Annotated in this window: 10 protein-coding genes, 1 tRNA gene and 2 rRNA genes; 12 read left to right on the forward strand and 1 reads right to left on the reverse strand. The window is 70.3% G+C overall.

The features are described from left to right. From ACIF8S_RS00005 to ACIF8S_RS00020, 4 genes are all read left to right on the forward strand, one after another. Positions 1 to 73: ribosomal RNA gene (locus ACIF8S_RS00005) — 23S ribosomal RNA — on the forward strand; the annotation flags it as partial. 89 nt (positions 74 to 162) lie between these two features. Further along, a 5S ribosomal RNA gene (gene rrf, locus ACIF8S_RS00010) occupies positions 163 to 279 on the forward strand. 114 nt (positions 280 to 393) lie between these two features. Then, positions 394 to 1,056: a DegT/DnrJ/EryC1/StrS family aminotransferase gene (locus ACIF8S_RS00015; protein WP_399997044.1), complete on the forward strand. Its 663-nt coding sequence runs from the start codon at positions 394 to 396 to the stop codon at positions 1,054 to 1,056. 74 nt (positions 1,057 to 1,130) lie between these two features. Continuing rightward, a tRNA-Thr gene (locus ACIF8S_RS00020) sits at positions 1,131 to 1,203 on the forward strand. Between the two features lie 61 nt (positions 1,204 to 1,264). Here the strand turns inward: ACIF8S_RS00020 and ACIF8S_RS00025 are convergent. Continuing rightward, positions 1,265 to 4,015, reverse strand: a complete 2,751-nt coding sequence (locus tag ACIF8S_RS00025) for a SpoIIE family protein phosphatase (RefSeq protein ID WP_399996393.1) — start codon at positions 4,013 to 4,015, stop codon at positions 1,265 to 1,267. A 415-nt stretch (positions 4,016 to 4,430) separates the two neighbouring features. Here ACIF8S_RS00025 and ACIF8S_RS00030 point away from each other — a divergent pair, with 415 nt between their 5' ends. The 8 genes from ACIF8S_RS00030 to ACIF8S_RS00065 all read left to right on the forward strand — a co-directional run bounded on the left by ACIF8S_RS00030 (position 4,431) and on the right by ACIF8S_RS00065 (position 18,415). Continuing rightward, positions 4,431 to 9,908: a HAMP domain-containing protein gene (locus ACIF8S_RS00030; RefSeq protein WP_399996394.1), complete on the forward strand. Its 5,478-nt coding sequence runs from the start codon at positions 4,431 to 4,433 to the stop codon at positions 9,906 to 9,908. 307 nt (positions 9,909 to 10,215) lie between these two features. Beyond that, on the forward strand, positions 10,216 to 10,893 hold the full coding sequence (locus ACIF8S_RS00035; RefSeq protein WP_024885695.1) for a two-component system response regulator: 678 nt from the start codon (positions 10,216 to 10,218) through the stop codon (positions 10,891 to 10,893). Between the two features lie 173 nt (positions 10,894 to 11,066). Then, positions 11,067 to 13,829 carry a DNA translocase FtsK gene (locus ACIF8S_RS00040; RefSeq protein WP_399996395.1) on the forward strand — a complete coding sequence of 921 codons (2,763 nt, stop codon included), beginning with the start codon at positions 11,067 to 11,069 and terminating at the stop codon, positions 13,827 to 13,829. A 252-nt stretch (positions 13,830 to 14,081) separates the two neighbouring features. After that, positions 14,082 to 14,927, forward strand: coding sequence for a helix-turn-helix domain-containing protein (locus tag ACIF8S_RS00045; RefSeq protein ID WP_399996396.1), 846 nt, complete (start codon positions 14,082 to 14,084; stop codon positions 14,925 to 14,927). A gap of 93 nt (positions 14,928 to 15,020) precedes the next feature. Continuing rightward, on the forward strand, positions 15,021 to 16,496 hold the full coding sequence (rimO, locus tag ACIF8S_RS00050; RefSeq protein ID WP_215210400.1) for a 30S ribosomal protein S12 methylthiotransferase RimO: 1,476 nt from the start codon (positions 15,021 to 15,023) through the stop codon (positions 16,494 to 16,496). After that, the gene (gene pgsA / locus ACIF8S_RS00055; protein WP_399996398.1) at positions 16,493 to 17,383 is read left to right on the forward strand and encodes a CDP-diacylglycerol--glycerol-3-phosphate 3-phosphatidyltransferase; all 891 of its coding nucleotides are present in this window, start codon (positions 16,493 to 16,495) and stop codon (positions 17,381 to 17,383) included. Before rimO ends, pgsA begins: the two co-directional genes overlap by 4 nt. Beyond that, positions 17,380 to 17,925, forward strand: coding sequence for a CinA family protein (locus tag ACIF8S_RS00060; RefSeq protein WP_399996399.1), 546 nt, complete (start codon positions 17,380 to 17,382; stop codon positions 17,923 to 17,925). The genes pgsA and ACIF8S_RS00060 overlap by 4 nt, the downstream gene beginning before the upstream one ends. Before the next feature lie 109 nt (positions 17,926 to 18,034). Then, positions 18,035 to 18,415: a helix-turn-helix domain-containing protein gene (locus ACIF8S_RS00065; protein ID WP_003993396.1), complete on the forward strand. Its 381-nt coding sequence runs from the start codon at positions 18,035 to 18,037 to the stop codon at positions 18,413 to 18,415. Positions 18,416 to 18,574 lie beyond the last annotated feature (159 nt).

Here is an 18,574-nt window from a genome sequence, read left to right on the forward strand (position 1 = left end):
GTTGATAGGCCGGATATGGAAGCACGGTAACGTGTGGAGTTGACCGGTACTAATAGGCCGAGGGCTTGTCCTCAGTTGCTCGCGTCCACTGTGTTGGTTCTGAAACCACGAACAACCCCATGCCATGGTCACGGTGTGGTGCGGTTGACAGTTTCATAGTGTTTCGGTGGTCATAGCGTAGGGGAAACGCCCGGTTACATTCCGAACCCGGAAGCTAAGCCTTACAGCGCCGATGGTACTGCAGGGGGGACCCTGTGGGAGAGTAGGACGCCGCCGAACAATTCTTACAAGGGTTGGGCCCTGAACTTCGGTTCGGGGCCCAACCCTTTTTTGTTGCCCGTCACTTGGCGTTCACGTTGTCCGTCCAGCATCCCAGTCATGGGTACTGCTGCACTGCTCAGGGCGGCCGGCGTCGGAGCCGGTGACGAAGTGGTCGTACCGGCCTTCGGCAACGTGGACGTCGCCGAGGCCGTGACACTGGCGGGAGCGCAGCCGGTGTTCGCCGACATAGATCCGGACACCTACTGCCTCTCGCCCTCCGCGGTCGAGACGGTTCTGACTGCGCGCACCGCAGCGGTCGTTGTCGTCCACCGCTTCGGACGTCTCGCCGACGTAGGGCGGATGCGTGCCCTCGGCCAACGGCACGGACTGCTGGTGCTGGAGCACACCGAGTTGGAGACGTCGCGCGACGAGACGGCCCGGCGGCGGGAGCGAGCCGCGTTCCTCGACGCGAGGCTACGTGGGGTTCGGACACCCGAGGGCGGGCCCGGACACAGCTACCAGCAGTACGTCGTCCGAGTGCCCGGGAACGGCCGGCCCGACCGGGACGCCTTCGCACGCGCCGTACGGGCCAGGGGAGTTGAGTGCCGGATACCGGTGCGGACGCCCTTGCACCGGCTGCCCGAGTTCCGGCGGTACGTGTCCCTGCCCGAGACGGAACGGGCCTCGGACGAGACGCTCGCTCTCCCCGTCGACGCGTCGCTCACCAAGCGGGACATGCACCGCATCGCGTCCGCGTGCAATGCGCTGGGCGGACTGCTCGCACCGGCCCTCTGAGCGTGGTTGGGAGCACGGCTAGGTTCAGGGTATGATCTATTCCGTTGCCGCGAGGGAAACCGAAGCGACAACAGGCCCCTATAGCTCAGTCGGTAGAGCGTCTCCATGGTAAGGAGAAGGTCAACGGTTCGATTCCGTTTGGGGGCTCCGACAGAAAGGCCCCGCCCCATTGGGCGGGGCCTTATCCATGCCCTCTTCGCGGTGGGATTCAGTCCTGCTGGAGGCCCGGCACGCGCATGGCGAGGATCGCCATGTCGTCGGACGGGGCGTCCGTGGCGAAGCGTTCCACCGCGCGCATGATGCGCGCCGCGACCGCGCCGGCCGTCAGACCCGTACACGTCGTCAGAACCTCGGCGAGACCGTCGTCGCCCAGCATGCGGGCGCCCTCACGGCGCTCGGTGACGCCGTCGGTGACGCACAGCAGGACGTCCCCGGGATCCAGGGTGACGGTCTCTTCGTAGAGCTCCAGGTCCTCCAGGACGCCCAGCAGCGGCTGCGGCTCGGCGGCAGGTTCGACCGTGCCGTCCTGGCGGAGACGGAGCGGGAGCGGGTGGCCCGCGCAGACCACCTTCAGCTCGGCGCTGCCGTCCTCCTGCGGGCGCATCTCGCCGTACAGAAGGGTGAGGAAGCGGCTGCGCTCCCCCTCGTCGAGGATCGCGCTGTTGAGGCGCTCCAGGACCGCCGGGCCGCTCAGGCCCTCCCGGGCCAGCAGGCGCAGGGCGTGCCGGGCGAGGCCGGTGACAGCCGCCGCGTTGGGGCCCGTGCCGCAGACGTCGCCGATGGCGAAACCGTAGGCGCCGTCGCTGATCGGGAAGAGGTCGTAGAAGTCGCCGCCGACCTCGTTGCCCTCGCCGGCCGCGCGGTAGATGACCTCGACCTCGACGCCGTCGATCTGGGGCAGCTCCGGCGGGAGGAGGCTGCGCTGGAGCGACTGGCTGATGGCCGTGCGCTCCGAGTAGAGGCGGGCGTTGTCCAGGGCCAGGGCGGCACGGCGGGACAGGTCCTCGGCGAGCTCCAGGATCTCCTGGCGGAAGTGCTCGTCGGTCGGCTTGCCGAGCGTCAGCATGCCGATGACGCGGTTGCGGGCGACCAGAGGCAGGACCACGGTCTCGCCGCCGACCGCGGAGGCCGTGGCGAGGGTCGGGCCGATGCCGGTGGTGACATGGCGGGTGGGGCCCCCGCTGAGTCCGAGGCTGCGCATGGAGGTGCGCAGGGCCGCCTGGTGGGCGACCTCCGCGGGCGCCGACCAGACGCGGGCGCCCGGGGTCGGTACCGGGTCCGGTGGGGGCATCTTCGACAGCAGCGACTTGATGCCGTCGATGAGCTCCTCGTCCTCGTGCAGCACGTAGGACAGGTACGGCTCGGAGGCCTGGTCGGCGATCGTGTAGACCGCGCACCAGGTGGCGAGGGTGGGCACCGTCATCTGGGCCATGAGGGCCAGGGTCTGGTCCCGGTCGAGGGTGCCGGCCAGCAGGTCGGAGGCCTCGACGAGGAAGCTGAGGGAGCCGCGGCGCAGCCGCTCCAGCTCGCCCAGGCGCGCCGACTCGACGGCCAGCGCGATGCGGTCCGCGGCGAACTGAAGGCGCAGCGCCTCCTCGTTGGAGTATCTGCCGGCTCCCTCGGCGGCGACGCCGAGGGAGCCGGTGAGGCGGCCCTCCACCTTCAGCGGGACGGTGACGACGGAGCGCATGCCGGTGCCGTTGAGGAGGGGGACGGCGCCCGGGACGGCGGAGAGGTCCTCGTGGACGGCGGGCATGCGGGCGGAGCCGTAGCGGCCGGGGCCGCCCTCGACGGGGACGCGCGCGAAACGCTGGCGGGCGGAGGGCAGGCCGGTGGAGGCGCGGACCTCCAGCTCCGTCTCGTCGTCGGTGGCCAGCAGCAGGAAGGCGGAATCGCCGTCGAGCATGTCGCGGGCGCGCTCCACGGTGCGTTGCAGCAGGCCGTCGAGGTCGTCGGGGGCGGGGGAGCCGATGAAGACTTCGAACGGGTCGGCGCTCTGGCCCTCGCCGCCCGAGGAGTCCGGTGCGGGGCCGCGCAGCGGGGTCTGCAGAACCGCCCGTTCGTGGTCACGCACCAGGAGACAGACGGTTGACGGATCGCCGTCGGTGTCCCGGACGCGCAGGTGGGAGGCGTACACCGGGATCACCCGGCCGTGGGCTCCCCGGATGCCGTAGCTGCCCTCCCAGCGGGAGAGCTGGAGGGCGTCGGCGATGCCGGTGCCGGTGCCGGGGGTGTGCGGCCAGGCCGCGAGGTCGGTGAGCGGCTTGCCGGTGACCTGCTCGGCGGTGTACCCGAAGAGTTCCTCCGCGTCCTCGTTCCACGCGGTGATGGAGCCGGTGCGGTCGATCTGGACGACGGCGACGCGGACGCGGGTGTCGGTGAGCGGCAGCAGGTGGGCCGGCAGGGCGGGGCCGGCGGCGCGGGTGCCGACCGGGCGCTCGGGAAGGTCGAGCTGGAACCAGACGGTCTTGTGGGTGGGGGTGTAGTCCACGCCCCAGTGGCCGGCGAGGGCCGCGCAGAGCTGGAGTCCGCGCCCGCCCTCGCGGTCGGGGCTGCCCATGTCGATGGGGGAGCCCTGGAGCGGGATCTCCCGCTCGGGATACCGGTCGGCCACCTCGATCCGTACGCCGTCGTCGCTGCGCAGGCACAGGAGGTCGGCGGAGGTGCCGGCGTGGATCACGGCGTTGGTGACCAGTTCGCTGGTGAGCACCACGGCGTCGTCGACGATGTCGGCGAAGCCCCAGCCCTGGAGGGTGTCACGGACGAAGCTTCGGGCACTCGCGACGGATCGTCCGACGGGATCGAAGCTGGCGGCCGCGCGCGCGGTGATCACAGAACTCCTCGACCGGTTCTCGACGGGCATGGCTCCCTGGCCGGCCGGCTCGTGCCGCTGGTGCGGCAGGCCGTCCGCCGGCCGTGGGTCCGGGGGCTGTTCCCCCGGGATCAGTCCGGTGGTCATGTTGTGCGGCCGCCCCTCCGATGCCCGCTCGTCTTCGTGCCACCGCCCAGGCCGGACGCGCCGGCGTGGCTGGACAGCCGCAAGCAAGGTTACTTACCTTCGCGGTCCGAGCGGATGCCGGTCTGCAGTGTTTCCGTCCGAGGTGTTCGCCGTCCGGCGGGTGTGCGGACGATGTGCGAAGCTGCCGAACTGTTATGGCCTGGTTCCGCGGGGGTGAAACACTGGGCAGGCTTGTAGGGAAGGTCCGGGCAGGCAGTGTGGTGACGGCGCCGGGTGGGCAGCAGCCCCCTGGCGGCGCCTCGGAACGTCGGGCAGGGCATCTCAGTCAAACAGGTAAAGCACGGCAGCGACGGGAGCACCCTGGAGGGTGCCACCGGGCACAGCGGTAACGGTCGACCCCTGCGGGAGGGACACAGTGGAGTCTGGCGCAGCGACGCGGAGCACGAAGACGACGCGCGCGAAAGGCGGACAGTCCCTGAGCAAGCAGGGGAAGCCGCGCGGCGGCACCGTCACAGTGGAGGCGGCGGCGATGAACCGCCTGCTGGGCGCCCTGGTGTCGATGCGGGACGGCAACTTCCGCAAGCGGCTGACGGTGACCGGCGACGGCGTGATGTCGGAGATCGCCGCGGTCTTCAACGAGGTCGCCGACCGCAACCTGCACCTGACGGGTGAGCTGGCGCGGGTGCGCCGCATGGTGGGACGTGAGGGCAAGCTCACGGAGCGCCTGGAGACGGGGGCCTGCGAGGGCTCCTGGGCGGCCGCGATCGACCACTCCAACGCCCTGGTGGACGACCTCGTACGGCCGGTCTCCGAGGTGAGCCGGGTGCTGTCGGCGGTCGCGGAAGGTGATCTGTCGCCGCGCATGGAGCTGCGGACGCAGGCGCCGGACGGGAGCGGGCATCCGCTGCGGGGCGAGTTCCTGAAGGTCGCGCGGACCGTCAACAACCTGGTCGACCAGCTCTCGACGTTCACCGACGAGGTCACGCGCGTGGCCAGCGAGGTGGGGACCGAGGGCAAGCTGGGCGGTCAGGCCCAGGTGCGGGGCATGTCCGGGTCCTGGAAGGACCTGACGGACTCCGTCAACACGATGGCGGAGCGGCTGACGGCACAGGTGCGCGACATCGCGCTGGTGACGACGGCCGTGGCGCGCGGTGACCTGTCGCGCAAGGTCACCGTGCACGTCGAAGGCGAGATGCTGGAGCTGAAGAACACCGTCAACACGATGGTGGACCAGCTCTCCGCGTTCTCCTCCGAGGTGACCCGTGTCGCCCGGGAGGTGGGCACCGAGGGCGCTCTGGGCGGCCAGGCGCAGGTGCCCGGGGTGGACGGCGTGTGGAAGGAGCTCACCGACTCCGTCAACACCATGGCCGGGAATCTCACCGCGCAGGTGCGGGGGATCGCCGAGGTGACGACGGCGGTCGCCAACGGTGACCTGTCGCGCAAGGTGACGGTGCCCGCGCGCGGCGAGGTGGCGCAGCTCGCCGAGACGATCAACCAGATGACCGAGACGCTGCGGATCTTCGCGGACGAGGTCACCCGGGTCGCCAACGAGGTCGGCGCCGAGGGGCGGCTGGGCGGCCAGGCGAACGTGCCGGGCGCCGCGGGCACGTGGAAGGACCTCACGGACTCGGTCAACACGGTGTTCCGCAACCTGACCACCCAGGTGCGGGACATCGCGGCGGTGACGACGGCGGTCGCCAACGGTGACCTGTCGCAGAAGGTCACCGTCGACGTGGCCGGCGAGATGCTGGAGCTGAAGAACACCGTCAACACGATGGTGGACCAGCTGTCGGCGTTCGGTGCCGAGGTCACGCGGGTGGCGCGGGAGATCGGCGTCGAGGGTGAGCTGGGCGGCCAGGCGCAGGTGCCGGGCGCGGCGGGCACGTGGAAGGACCTGACGGACTCGGTCAACACGGCCTTCCGCAACCTCACCGGTCAGGTGAGGAACATCGCCCAGGTGACGACGGCGGTGGCCAACGGTGACCTGTCGCAGAAGGTCACCGTGGACGTCTCCGGCGAGATGCTCCAGCTGAAGAACACCGTGAACACGATGGTGGACCAGCTGTCGAGCTTCGCCGACCAGGTCACGCGGATGGCGCGGGACGTGGGCACCGAGGGGCGCCTCGGCGGCCAGGCGCGCGTGGACGGCGTGTCGGGCACCTGGAAGGAGCTGACCGACTCCGTCAACTCGATGGCGTCGAACCTCACCGGTCAGGTGCGCAACATCGCCCAGGTGACCACGGCGGTGGCGCGCGGTGACCTGTCGCAGAAGATCGACGTGGACGCGCGCGGGGAGATCCTCGAGCTGAAGAACACCATCAACACGATGGTGGACCAGCTGTCGTCGTTCGCGGACCAGGTGACCCGGGTGGCCCGCGAGGTGGGCACCGAGGGCCGGCTGGGCGGTCAGGCGCAGGTACCCGGCGTGGCCGGCGTGTGGCGTGACCTGACGGACTCGGTGAACGGCATGGCGTCCAACCTGACCGGCCAGGTGCGCAACATCGCGCAGGTGGCGACGGCGGTGGCGCGCGGTGACCTGTCGCAGAAGATCACGGTGGACGCGCGCGGGGAGATCCTGGAGCTCAAGAACACGCTGAACACGATGGTGGACCAGCTGTCGTCGTTCGCGGAGGAGGTCACCCGGGTGGCCCGCGAGGTGGGCACCGAGGGCATCCTGGGCGGCCAGGCGGAGGTGCAGGGTGTCTCCGGCACCTGGAAGGACCTCACGCAGTCCGTGAACGGCATGGCGAACAACCTGACCCTTCAGGTGCGCAACATCGCCGAGGTCACCACGGCGGTCGCCAAGGGCGACCTGTCGAAGAAGATCACGGTCGACGCCAAGGGCGAGATCCTGGAGCTGGTGACCACCGTCAACACGATGGTGGACCAGCTGTCGTCGTTCGCGGAGCAGGTGACCCGGGTGGCCCGTGAGGTGGGTACCGAGGGCATCCTGGGCGGTCAGGCGCACGTCCCGGGTGTCACGGGCATCTGGAAGGACCTGAGTGACAACGTCAACCTGATGGCGAAGAACCTCACCACGCAGGTGCGGAACATCTCCCAGGTGTCCGCCGCCGTCGCCAACGGTGACCTCACGCGGCAGGTCAGCATCGAGGCGCGCGGTGAGGTGGCGCAGCTTGCGGACACCATCAACACGATGGTGAAGACGCTGAGCGCGTTCGCCGAGCAGGTCACCAAGGTGGCCCGTGAGGTGGGCACGGACGGCATCCTCGGCGGTCAGGCGCACGTGCCGGGTGTGGCGGGCACGTGGAAGGACCTCACCGAGTCGGTGAACGGCATGGCCTCCAACCTGACCGGCCAGGTCCGCAACATCGCCATGGTGACGACGGCGATCGCCAAGGGTGACCTGACGAAGAAGATCGACATCGACGCGCGCGGGGAGATCCTCGAGCTGAAGACGACCATCAACACGATGGTGGACCAGCTGTCGTCGTTCGCCGAGGAGGTCACGCGCGTGGCCCGCGAGGTGGGCACCGAGGGCCAGCTGGGCGGTCAGGCGCGGGTGCGGGACGTGGACGGCACCTGGCGGGACCTGACGGAGTCGGTGAACGAGATGGCCGGGAACCTCACCCGGCAGGTGCGCGCCATCGCGCGTGTGGCGACCGCGGTGACCCGTGGCGACCTGAACCTGAAGATCGACGTGGACGCGTCCGGGGAGATCCAGGAGCTCCAGGACTACATCAACAAGATGATCGCCAACCTGCGCGACACCACGATCGCGAACAAGGAGCAGGACTGGCTGAAGGGCAATCTGGCCCGCATCTCGGCCCTGATGCAGGGCCGGCGCGACCTGGAGGACGTGGCCTCGCTGATCATGAGCGAGCTGACGCCGGTGGTGTCCGCGCAGCACGGCGCGTTCTTCCTCGCCATGCCCCTGGTGGACGGGGAGGACCTGAACGCGGCCGACGAGGAGCAGTTCGAGCTGCGGATGCTCGGGTCGTACGGCTACTCCATGGGGTCCATGCCGACGTCGTTCCAGCCCGGTGAGGGGCTGATCGGGACGGCCGCGATGGAGAAGCGCACGATCCTGGTGGAGAACGCGCCCAGCGGTTACCTGAAGATCTCCTCGGGGCTCGGGGAGGCGCCGCCGGCCCAGGTGATCGTGCTGCCGGTGCTGTTCGAGGGGAAGGTGCTCGGCGTCATCGAGCTGGCGTCGTTCACGCCGTTCACGGCGATCCAGAAGGACTTCCTCAACCAGATCGCCGAGATGATCGCGACCAGCGTCAACACCATCTCGGTCAACACCAAGACCGAGCGGCTGCTGGCGCAGTCGCAGGAGCTGACCGAGCAACTGCGGGAGCGGTCGGCCGAGTTGGAGCAGCGGCAGAAGGCGCTCCAGGCGTCCAACGCCGAACTGGAGGAGAAGGCGGAGCTGCTGGCGCGGCAGAACCGCGACATCGAGGTGAAGAACACCGAGATCGAGGAGGCGCGGCAGGTCCTGGAGGAGCGCGCCGAGCAGCTCGCGGTGTCCATGCGCTACAAGAGCGAGTTCCTGGCGAACATGTCGCACGAGCTGCGCACGCCGCTCAACTCGCTGCTGATCCTGGCCAAGTTGCTCGCCGACAACGCCGAGGGCAACCTCTCCCCGAAGCAGGTGGAGTTCGCCGAGACGATCCACGGCGCGGGCTCGGACCTGCTGCAGCTCATCAACGACATCCTCGACCTGTCGAAGGTCGAGGCGGGCAAGATGGACGTCTCCCCGACGCGCATCGCGCTGGTGCAGCTCGTGGACTACGTGGAGGCCACGTTCCGTCCGCTGACCGCGGAGAAGGGTCTGGACCTGTCGGTGCGGGTCTCGCCGGAGCTGCCGGCCACCCTGCACACCGACGAGCAGCGGCTGCTGCAGGTGCTGCGGAACCTGCTGTCGAACGCGGTGAAGTTCACCGACTCCGGTTCGGTGGAGCTGGTCATCCGGCCCGCCCGGGACGACGTGCCGCAGGCCATCCGGGAGCAGCTGCTGGAGGCCGGTTCGCTGACGGACCCGGACGCGGACCTGATCGCGTTCTCGGTGAGCGACACGGGCATCGGCATCGCGGCCAGCAAGATGCGGGTGATCTTCGAGGCGTTCAAGCAGGCCGACGGCACCACCAGCCGCAAGTACGGCGGCACGGGACTCGGGCTGTCCATCTCGCGGGAGATCGCGCAGCTGCTCGGCGGTGAGATCCACGCGCAGAGCGAGCCGGGCCGCGGCTCGACGTTCACCCTGTACCTGCCGCTGCACCCCAGCGAGCTGCCGCCCAACGGCTACCAGCAGCCGCCCATGCCGGCGCTGGAGGCCGGTGACCTGGTCGCGTCGGCCGAGCTGACCGCACCGGAGTCCGAGACGCCGGCGGAGGTGGCCTCGTACCGGGAAGCGCAGACCGGCCCGGCGGCGCTGTTCCGGCGCCGCCGCCGGGTCACGCTGCCGCAGGACCAGCGGCCCTCCGCGGAGCTGGAGGAGGGGTGGCCGGCCCTGGAGGAGGAGCCGGCGACCCGGACGCCGCGCCGGGGCATCCGCTTCGGCGGGCAGAAGGTGCTGATCGTCGACGACGACATCCGTAACGTCTTCGCGCTGACCAGCGTCCTGGAGCAGCACGGCCTGTCCGTGCTGTACGCGGAGAACGGCCGCGAAGGCATCGAGGTGCTGGAGCAGCACGACGACGTGGCGGTCGTGCTGATGGACATCATGATGCCGGAGATGGACGGGTACGCGACGACCACGGCGATCCGCAGGATGCCGCAGTTCGCGGGGCTCCCGATCATCGCGCTCACCGCGAAGGCGATGAAGGGCGACCGGGAGAAGGCCATCGAGTCGGGCGCCTCCGACTACGTGACCAAGCCGGTCGATCCCGATCACCTGCTGTCCGTGATGGAGCAGTGGATGAGGGGGGAGTGAGACCGGCGAGCGGTGGGCGTGCGAAGGTGGGGGGAAGCTTCTTCGTGCGCGCGGAGTTGTCCACGCGGTGTGCGCGAAGTCGTGTAGGAGGGCGGGATCCGGGGAACCTTCTGGTCTCCCGCCGCGTTTCTGCTACGTGCACAGTGACATCGCGGTGACAGGGTGTGGCGACGGGCGGGGTGCGGCTACGATGACCGGCACAAGGACGGGCGGCGCAAGGGAGTCGTCCCCAGGGGAGGCATCCCGAGGTGCTTCCCCAGGTCCTGCGGACAGGGAGGGCCCCAAGCCGGGGCGAGGAGGGCGGGCCATGGTGCAGAAGGCCAAGATCCTCCTGGTCGATGACCGGCCGGAGAATCTGCTGGCGCTGGAGGCGATCCTCTCGGCGCTCGATCAGACGCTGGTGCGGGCATCGTCCGGGGAGGAAGCGCTCAAAGCACTGCTCACGGACGATTTCGCGGTCATTCTGCTGGACGTCCAGATGCCGGGCATGGACGGTTTCGAGACCGCCGCGCACATCAAGCGGCGGGAGCGGACCCGGGACATCCCGATCATCTTCCTCACCGCGATCAACCACGGCCCGCATCACACCTTCCGGGGCTACGCGGCCGGTGCGGTGGACTACATCTCCAAGCCGTTCGACCCGTGGGTGCTGCGCGCGAAGGTCTCGGTCTTTGTCGAGCTGTACATGAAGAACTGCCAGCTGCGGGAGCAGGCGTCGCTGCTGCGACTCCAGCTCGAGGGCAGCGAGAAGGACGCCGGCGAGTCAAAGGATTCGGCGGGTCTGCTCGCCGAGCTCTCGGCGCGGCTCGCCGCCGTCGAAGAGCAGGCCGAGGCGCTCACCAAGCAGCTGAACGACGAGTCGACCGACGCGGCCGCGGTCGCCACGGCGGCCCATCTGGAGCGCAAGCTCACCGGGTTGCGGCGGGCGCTGGACGCGCTGGAGCCCGGGACCGGCAGCGCGTCGTCGGTGTCGTCGCAGAACTGACCCCGCCGACGCGGGCCTTGCCCGTGCCCGAGGCGCCGGCCGGCGCTGAGGGGGCGTCAACTCGCCCCGTGAGCGACGTCGTGCGTCACTTTCGCGCCTCGACGGGTGCGACACGAACGGGTGAAGCATCCGCCACGCGTGTCACTTACCGTCTCCCCCGGTAACCTCACACCATGGCCTCACGTCCCTCCGCAGCCAAGAAGCCGCCCGCGAAGAAGGCGCCCGCTTCCGCGAAGGCTCCGGCGAAGAAGGCCGTCGCCAAGAAAGCCCCGGCGAAGAAGGCGCCCGCCAGGAAGGCCCCGGCGAAGAGGCCGGCCCCCGCGCCGGCCCCGAACCCGACCAGTGCCGTCTACCGGCTGGTCCGCGCCCTGTGGCTGGGGCTGGCCCACGCCGTCGGTGCCGTGTTCCGCGGCATAGGGCAGGGCGCCAAGAACCTCGACCCGGCCCACCGCAAGGACGGCGTCGCGCTGCTGCTGCTCGGCATCGCGCTGATCGTCGCCGCCGGCACCTGGGCCGACCTCAAGGGCCCCGTCGGCGACCTGGTGGAGATCCTGGTCACCGGTGCTTTCGGACGGCTCGACCTGCTGGTGCCGATCCTCGTCGCCGTCGTCGCCGTACGGTTCATCCGGCACCCGGAGAAGCCCGAGGCCAACGGGCGGATCGTGATCGGCCTGTCGGCGCTCGTCATCGGCATCCTGGGCCAGATCCACATCGCCTGCGGATCGCCGCCGCGCAGCGAAGGCATGCAGGCCATAAGGGACGCCGGCGGCCTGATCGGCTGGGGTGCCGCCGCGCCGCTGTCGTCCACCATGACCGACGTCCTGGCCGTGCCGCTGCTGGTGCTGCTGACGGTCTTCGGCCTGCTGGTGGTCACGGCCACCCCGGTCAACGCGATCCCGCAGCGGCTGCGCCTGCTCGGTGAGCGCCTCGGCCTCGTCCACGACCCCGAGCCGGAGGACTTCGGCGAGGACGACGAGCGCTACGAGCAGCAGTGGCGCGAGGCGCTGCCCGAGGGCCGCCGCGGGCGCCGCCCCGCGCCCCAGGAGTACGACCCCGAGCAGGTGGAGCAGGAGGCGCTGTCCCGGCGCCGGGGCCGGCCCCGCAGGTCGGCGGTGCCGCAGCCCGACGCCCACCGCGCCATGGACGCCGTGGACGTGGCCGCCGCCGCGGCCGCCGCGCTCGACGGCGCCGTGATGCACGGCATGCCGCCCTCGCCGGTCGTCGCCGACCTCACCCAGGGCGTCAGCACCGGCGACCACGAGCCGACCACGCCCACGCCGGTTCCGGCCGCCCGTCCGCAGCAGGACAAGCTCACGTCGGGCAGGACCCGCAAGAACGCCCCCGCGCAGGACACGGCGCAGCAGGAGCGGCCGCCCGCAGGCGTGCTCGACATGACCAAGGCGCCACCCCGCGAGCCGCGCGACCTGCCGCCGCGCGCGGAGCAGTTGCAGCTGGCCGGCGACATCACCTACTCCCTGCCCTCGCTGGACCTGCTGCACCGCGGCGGTCCGGGCAAGGCGCGCAGCGCGGCCAACGACGCCATAGTGGACGCGCTGCGGAAGGTCTTCACGGAGTTCAAGGTGGACGCCGCCGTCACCGGCTTCACCCGCGGCCCCACGGTCACCCGGTACGTGGTCGAGCTCGGCCCGGCCGTGAAGGTGGAGCGGGTCACCGCCCTCACCAAGAACATCGCGTACGCCGTCGCCAGCCCGGACGTGCGGATCATCAGCCCGATCCCCGGCAAGTCCGCGGTCGGTATCGAGATCCCCAACACCGACCGGGAGATGGTCAACCTCGGTGACGTTCTGCGGCTCGCGGAGTCCGCCGAGGACGACGACCCGATGCTGGTCGCCTTCGGCAAGGACGTCGAGGGCGGCTACGTCATGGACTCGCTGGCGAAGATGCCGCACATGCTGGTCGCCGGCGCCACCGGCTCCGGCAAGTCGTCCTGCATCAACTGCCTGATCACCTCGATCATGATGCGGGCGACCCCGGAGGACGTCCGGATGATCCTGGTCGACCCCAAGCGCGTGGAGCTGACGGCGTACGAGGGCATCCCGCACCTGATCACGCCGATCATCACCAATCCCAAGCGGGCCGCCGAGGCGCTGCAGTGGGTCGTGCGTGAGATGGACCTGCGCTACGACGACCTGGCCGCCTACGGCTTCCGGCACATCGACGACTTCAACCGCGCGGTGCGCGAGGGCAAGGTCAAGCCGCCCGAGGGGAGCGAGCGCGAGCTCCAGCCGTACCCGTACCTGCTGGTGATCGTGGACGAGCTGGCCGACCTGATGATGGTCGCCCCGCGCGACGTCGAGGACGCCATCGTGCGCATCACGCAGCTCGCGCGGGCCGCCGGCATCCACCTGGTGCTGGCCACGCAGCGGCCCTCCGTCGACGTCGTCACCGGTCTGATCAAGGCGAACGTGCCGTCCCGGCTGGCGTTCGCGACCTCCTCGCTCGCCGACTCGCGGGTCATCCTCGACCAGGCCGGTGCCGAGAAGCTGATCGGCAAGGGCGACGGGCTGTTCCTGCCGATGGGCGCGAACAAACCCACGCGCATGCAGGGCGCGTTCGTGACCGAGGAGGAGGTCGCGGCCGTCGTCCAGCACTGCAAGGACCAGATGGCGCCGGTCTTCCGGGACGACGTCGTCGTCGGGACCAAGCAGAAGAAGGAGATCGACGAGGACATCGGCGACGACCTCGACCTGCTGTGCCAGGCCGCCGAGCTGGTCGTCTCCACCCAGTTCGGGTCCACGTCGATGCTCCAGCGCAAGCTGCGCGTCGGCTTCGCGAAGGCGGGCCGGCTGATGGACCTCATGGAGTCCCGCAACATCGTCGGACCGAGCGAGGGATCGAAGGCCCGTGACGTTCTCGTGAAACCCGACGAGCTGGACGGCGTGCTCGCGCTGATCCGCGGGGAGTCTGAAGGGTAGGCGGAAGGGACACGGTTGTCGCGCCGGGACGTCCGGACGGACGATCGTGACCCTTCCGTAAGAGATCGACGAGCAACCGTTTCCCGTCGGCGCACGTCAAGTTGAGCGAAGTGTCAGACAGCAGGCCGACCATCGGAATGTCGGGCCATTCCGATGGCGTACAAAGTACGAACGCCCGGTTGCCCCACCCCTTCGTACCCCACCTAGACTGAACCTCCAGCACAGGCGGCTACACGCTCGAAAGGCGCCCCCGTGTCCAACGGCAACTCCCCTGAAGACGAGCGTCCGTTCGAAGACGTTTCCGAGGAAGCCCGCCCTTCCGTCTCCGTCGGCCGTGCGCTGCAGCAGGCGCGCATCGCCGCCGGTCTGACCGTCGACGACGTCAGTACCGCCACCCGCGTCCGGATCGCCATCGTGCACGCCATCGAGCGGGACGACTTCGCGCCCTGCGGCGGCGACGTGTACGCGCGCGGGCACATCCGTACGCTGGCCAAGGCCGTGCGGCTCGACCCCGCCCCCCTGCTCGCCCAGTACGAGGCCGAGCACGGCGGCGGCCGTCCGGCACCGACCCCGGCCGCGCCCCTCTTCGAGGCGGAGCGCATCCGTCCCGAGCGGCGCGGACCCAACTGGACCGCCGCCATGGTCGCCGCGATCGTGGTCGTCATCGGCTTCGTCGGCTTCACCATGGTCAACGGCGGCGACGACGGCGGCACGACCGACGTCGCCGGTGACACCGACGCCACCGCGTCGCCCACGCCCAGCACCACCACCAAGACCGCGAAGCCCGTCGTGCCCGCGCCGGACCCGTCGGACAGCGCCATCGCCGCCGCCCCGCAGGACAAGGTGACCGTCAAGGTCGTCGCCGCCGACGGGCCGAGCTGGATCTCCGCCAAGGACCACAACGGCAAGGTGCTCTTCGCCGAGCTGCTCAAGAAGGGCGAGGACAAGACCTTCCAGGACAACACGAAGATCGATCTTGTGCTCGGTGACGCCGGAGCCCTCGACCTGTTCGTCAACGGCGAGGAGATCGAGGACGACTGGCAGCCGGGCGCGGTGGAGCGCCTCACCTACACCAAGGGCGACCCGCAGGCCGGATGACCCGCGCCCGCGGACGCGCCCACGACGGGGTCGGCCGGGTCCGGCCAACCCCGTCGACATGGGCCCTCGCCGGGACGAAGTAGTCTTGAGCCCATGCCTGAACGCCGTACCGTCGCACTGGTCACCCTTGGCTGCGCCCGTAACGAGGTGGACTCGGAGGAGCTCGCAGGCCGTTTGGAGGCGGACGGCTGGCAGCTCGTGGACGACGCCGAGGACGCCGACGTCGCCGTCGTCAACACCTGCGGCTTCGTGGAAGCCGCCAAGAAGGACTCCGTGGACGCCCTCCTGGAGGCCAACGACCTCAAGGGCCACGGGAGAACCCAGGCCGTCGTCGCGGTCGGCTGCATGGCCGAGCGGTACGGCAAGGAGCTCGCCGACGCCCTCCCCGAGGCCGACGGGGTGCTCGGCTTCGACGACTACGCGGACATCTCCGACCGCCTCCAGACCATCCTGAACGGCGGCATCCACGCCTCGCACACCCCGCGCGACCGGCGCAAGCTGCTCCCGATCAGCCCCGCCGAGCGTCAGGAGTCCGCCGCGGACGTCGCGCTCCCCGGGCACGGCCCGGCCGACCTGCCCGACGGCCTCGCCCCGGCCTCCGGCCCCCGCGCCCCCCTGCGCCGTCGGCTCGACGGCTCCCCGGTCGCCTCCGTGAAGCTGGCCTCCGGCTGCGACCGGCGCTGCTCCTTCTGCGCCATCCCGTCCTTCCGCGGCTCCTTCATCTCCCGCCGCCCCAGCGACGTGCTCAACGAGACGCGCTGGCTGGCCGAGCAGGGCGTGAAGGAGATCATGCTGGTCTCCGAGAACAACACCTCCTACGGCAAGGACCTCGGCGACATCCGTCTGCTGGAGTCCCTGCTGCCCGAACTCGCCGAGGTCGACGGCCTGGAGCGGGTGCGTGTCAGCTACCTCCAGCCGGCCGAGATGCGCCCCGGCCTGATCGACGTGCTGACCTCCACGCCGAAGATCGCCCCGTACTTCGACCTGTCCTTCCAGCACTCGGCGCCCGACGTGCTGCGCGCCATGCGCCGCTTCGGCGACACCGACCGCTTCCTGGAGCTGCTCGACACCATCCGGAGCAAGGCGCCCCAGGCCGGCGTGCGCTCCAACTTCATCGTCGGCTTCCCCGGCGAGTCCGCGTCCGACCTCGCGGAGCTGGAGCGGTTCCTCACCCACGCCCGGCTGGACGCCATCGGTGTGTTCGGCTACTCCGACGAGGAGGGCACCGAGGCGGCCGGCTACGAGGGCAAGCTGGACGAGGACGTGGTGGCCGAGCGGCTGGCCCGGGTCTCCCGGCTGGCCGAGGAACTCGTCTCGCAGCGCGCCGAGGAGCGGGTCGGCGAGACCGTGCACGTCCTGGTCGAGTCCGTCGACGAGGAGGAGGGTGTGTACGGCAGGGCCGAGCACCAGGCTCCCGAGACGGACGGCCAGGTGCTGCTCACGAGCGGCGAGGGACTGAGCGTCGGCCGTATGGTCGAGGCGAAGGTCGTCGGCACGGAAGGTGTCGACCTGGTGGCCGAGCCGCTCTTCCAGGGCTCGCCCGCGCGCAGTGAGGAGGCGGGCAGATGACGGGTGTCCCGGCATCGGCGGCAGGTGGCCCCTCGGGCGCGAGAAGGGCGACGGGCCCCGCGTCCGGCGGCATGACACCGGCGCCCGGCCGCGCGCTCGCGCGGGAGGCCAGGGACACGGCTCCGGGCGCGTCCGGCGAAGGACCGGCACGGCGTGACGCCGCCCCCGCTCCGGCGGACGCCCGGCCGCAGGACGGCGTGACGGCTCCGGCCGCCTCGTCGTCCCCCGACACCGGCGACGGGCAGGGCGGCTCCACGAGGGCACCACGCGGAGCCAAGATCGCGGCGGCGGCCGTCGACCAGGCCAGCGTCTGGAACATCGCCAACCTGCTGACCATGCTGCGGTTGCTGCTCGTACCGGCGTTCGTGATGCTGATGCTCGCCGACGGCGGCTACGACCCCGCGTGGCGCTCGCTCGCCTGGGCGGCCTTCGCCATCGCCATGATCACCGACCTGTTCGACGGTCATCTGGCGCGCACCTACAACCTGGTCACCGACTTCGGGAAGATCGCCGACCCCATCGCCGACAAGGCCATCATGGGCGCGGCGCTGATCTGCCTGTCGGCCCTCGGCGACCTGCCGTGGTGGGTCACGGGCGTGATCCTCGGCCGGGAACTCGGCATCACCCTGCTGCGTTTTCTGGTCATTCGCTACGGAGTGATCCCGGCCAGCCGCGGCGGCAAGCTGAAGACCCTCACCCAAGGTGTGGCCGTCGGCATGTACGTGCTCGCGCTGACCGGGTGGCTGGCGACGCTGCGCTGGTGGGTCATGGCCGCGGCGGTGGTGCTGACCGTGGCGACCGGACTCGACTACGTGAAACAGGCCATTGTGCTCCGCAGGCAGGGAATCGCCGAGCGCAAGGCGGCGTTGGAGGAGACGGAAGCGTGAGTTCAACGGCCACCGAGGTGGTGCGACTACTCACCGTGAAGGGTGGGACGCTCGCGGTCGCCGAGTCGCTGACCGGTGGCCTGGTGGCGGCGGAGATCACCTCCGTCCCCGGGGCGTCCAAAATCTTCCGCGGCTCGGTCACGGCCTACGCCACCGACCTGAAGCACCGGCTGCTGGGCGTCGACGCCACTCTGCTGGACCAGCGCGGTGCGGTGGATCCGCAGGTGGCGGCCCAGATGGCGGCCGGCGTGCGCAAGGCGCTCGGTGCCGACTGGGGGGTCGCCACCACCGGGGTGGCCGGACCGGACCCACAGGACGGACAGGACGTCGGCACGGTGTACGTGGCCGTCGACGGGCCCTTCGCGGAGGGCGCCGGTTCTGCCTCTGGCGGAAAAGTGCGCCATCTGCGGTTGAACGGCGACCGCGCGGAAATTCGTATGGAGAGTGTACGGAGCGTACTCGCACTGCTCCGAGCGGAGCTTGCGGGCGAACAGACCGGGAATGAGCGGGCACAGGATACGGAACGGAACGGGGGGTTTTGATGTTTGCAGCCCAGAGTGAACACGACATCGCTCCCCGCACGGCCGCGGCGCGAGGCGGTACGGTGGGGCGAGAAGGATGCGGCTACGCGGTCCGAGGAGGGAGCCACCGATGATTCTGCTCCGTCGCCTGCTGGGTGACGTGCTGCGTCGGCAGCGCCAGCGCCAGGGCCGTACTCTGCGCGAAGTCTCCTCGTCCGCCCGAGTCTCACTCGGCTATCTCTCCGAGGTGGAGCGGGGGCAGAAGGAGGCTTCCTCCGAGCTGCTCTCCGCGATCTGCGACGCGTTGGACGTACGGATGTCCGAGCTCATGCGGGAAGTGAGCGACGAGCTCGCCCTCGCCGAGCTGGCCCAGTCTGCTGCAGCGACCCCCAGCGAGCCCGTACCCACGCCGGTTCGTCCGATGCTGGGTTCCGTGTCGGTGACCGGCGTGCCACCGGAGCGGGTGACCATCAAGGCGCCCGCCGAGGCGGTGGACGTCGTCGCCGCCTGAGGTCGGTGTCCGGCGCCCGCGCGGTGTGAAGGTGTGAGATGCCCCGGTGTGGGCTCCTCCGGAAGATCCCGGAGGGGTGCCGCCGGGGTTTTCGCATGCCCGGGCTCTCGCGGTCCGTGAGGCCGGGGCTGGTGCTGGGGCTGCGTTTGCCGGGGCGGC

Origin of the sequence: Streptomyces sp. NPDC085937 (genome assembly GCF_044540535.1) — a bacterium.
Lineage (GTDB): Bacteria > Actinomycetota > Actinomycetes > Streptomycetales > Streptomycetaceae > Streptomyces.

Excerpts from the sequence above, each read along its gene's own strand:
- ACIF8S_RS00025 (WP_399996393.1), bottom strand. The coding sequence starts at position 4,015 with ATGACCACCGGACTGATCCCGGGGGAACAGCCCCCGGACCCACGGCCG.
- ACIF8S_RS00035 (WP_024885695.1), top strand. The coding sequence starts at position 10,216 with ATGGTGCAGAAGGCCAAGATCCTCCTGGTCGATGACCGGCCGGAGAAT.
- rimO (WP_215210400.1), top strand. The coding sequence starts at position 15,021 with ATGCCTGAACGCCGTACCGTCGCACTGGTCACCCTTGGCTGCGCCCGT.
- ACIF8S_RS00065 (WP_003993396.1), top strand. The coding sequence starts at position 18,035 with ATGATTCTGCTCCGTCGCCTGCTGGGTGACGTGCTGCGTCGGCAGCGC.
- ACIF8S_RS00040 (WP_399996395.1), top strand. The coding sequence starts at position 11,067 with ATGGCCTCACGTCCCTCCGCAGCCAAGAAGCCGCCCGCGAAGAAGGCG.
- pgsA (WP_399996398.1), top strand. The coding sequence starts at position 16,493 with ATGACGGGTGTCCCGGCATCGGCGGCAGGTGGCCCCTCGGGCGCGAGA.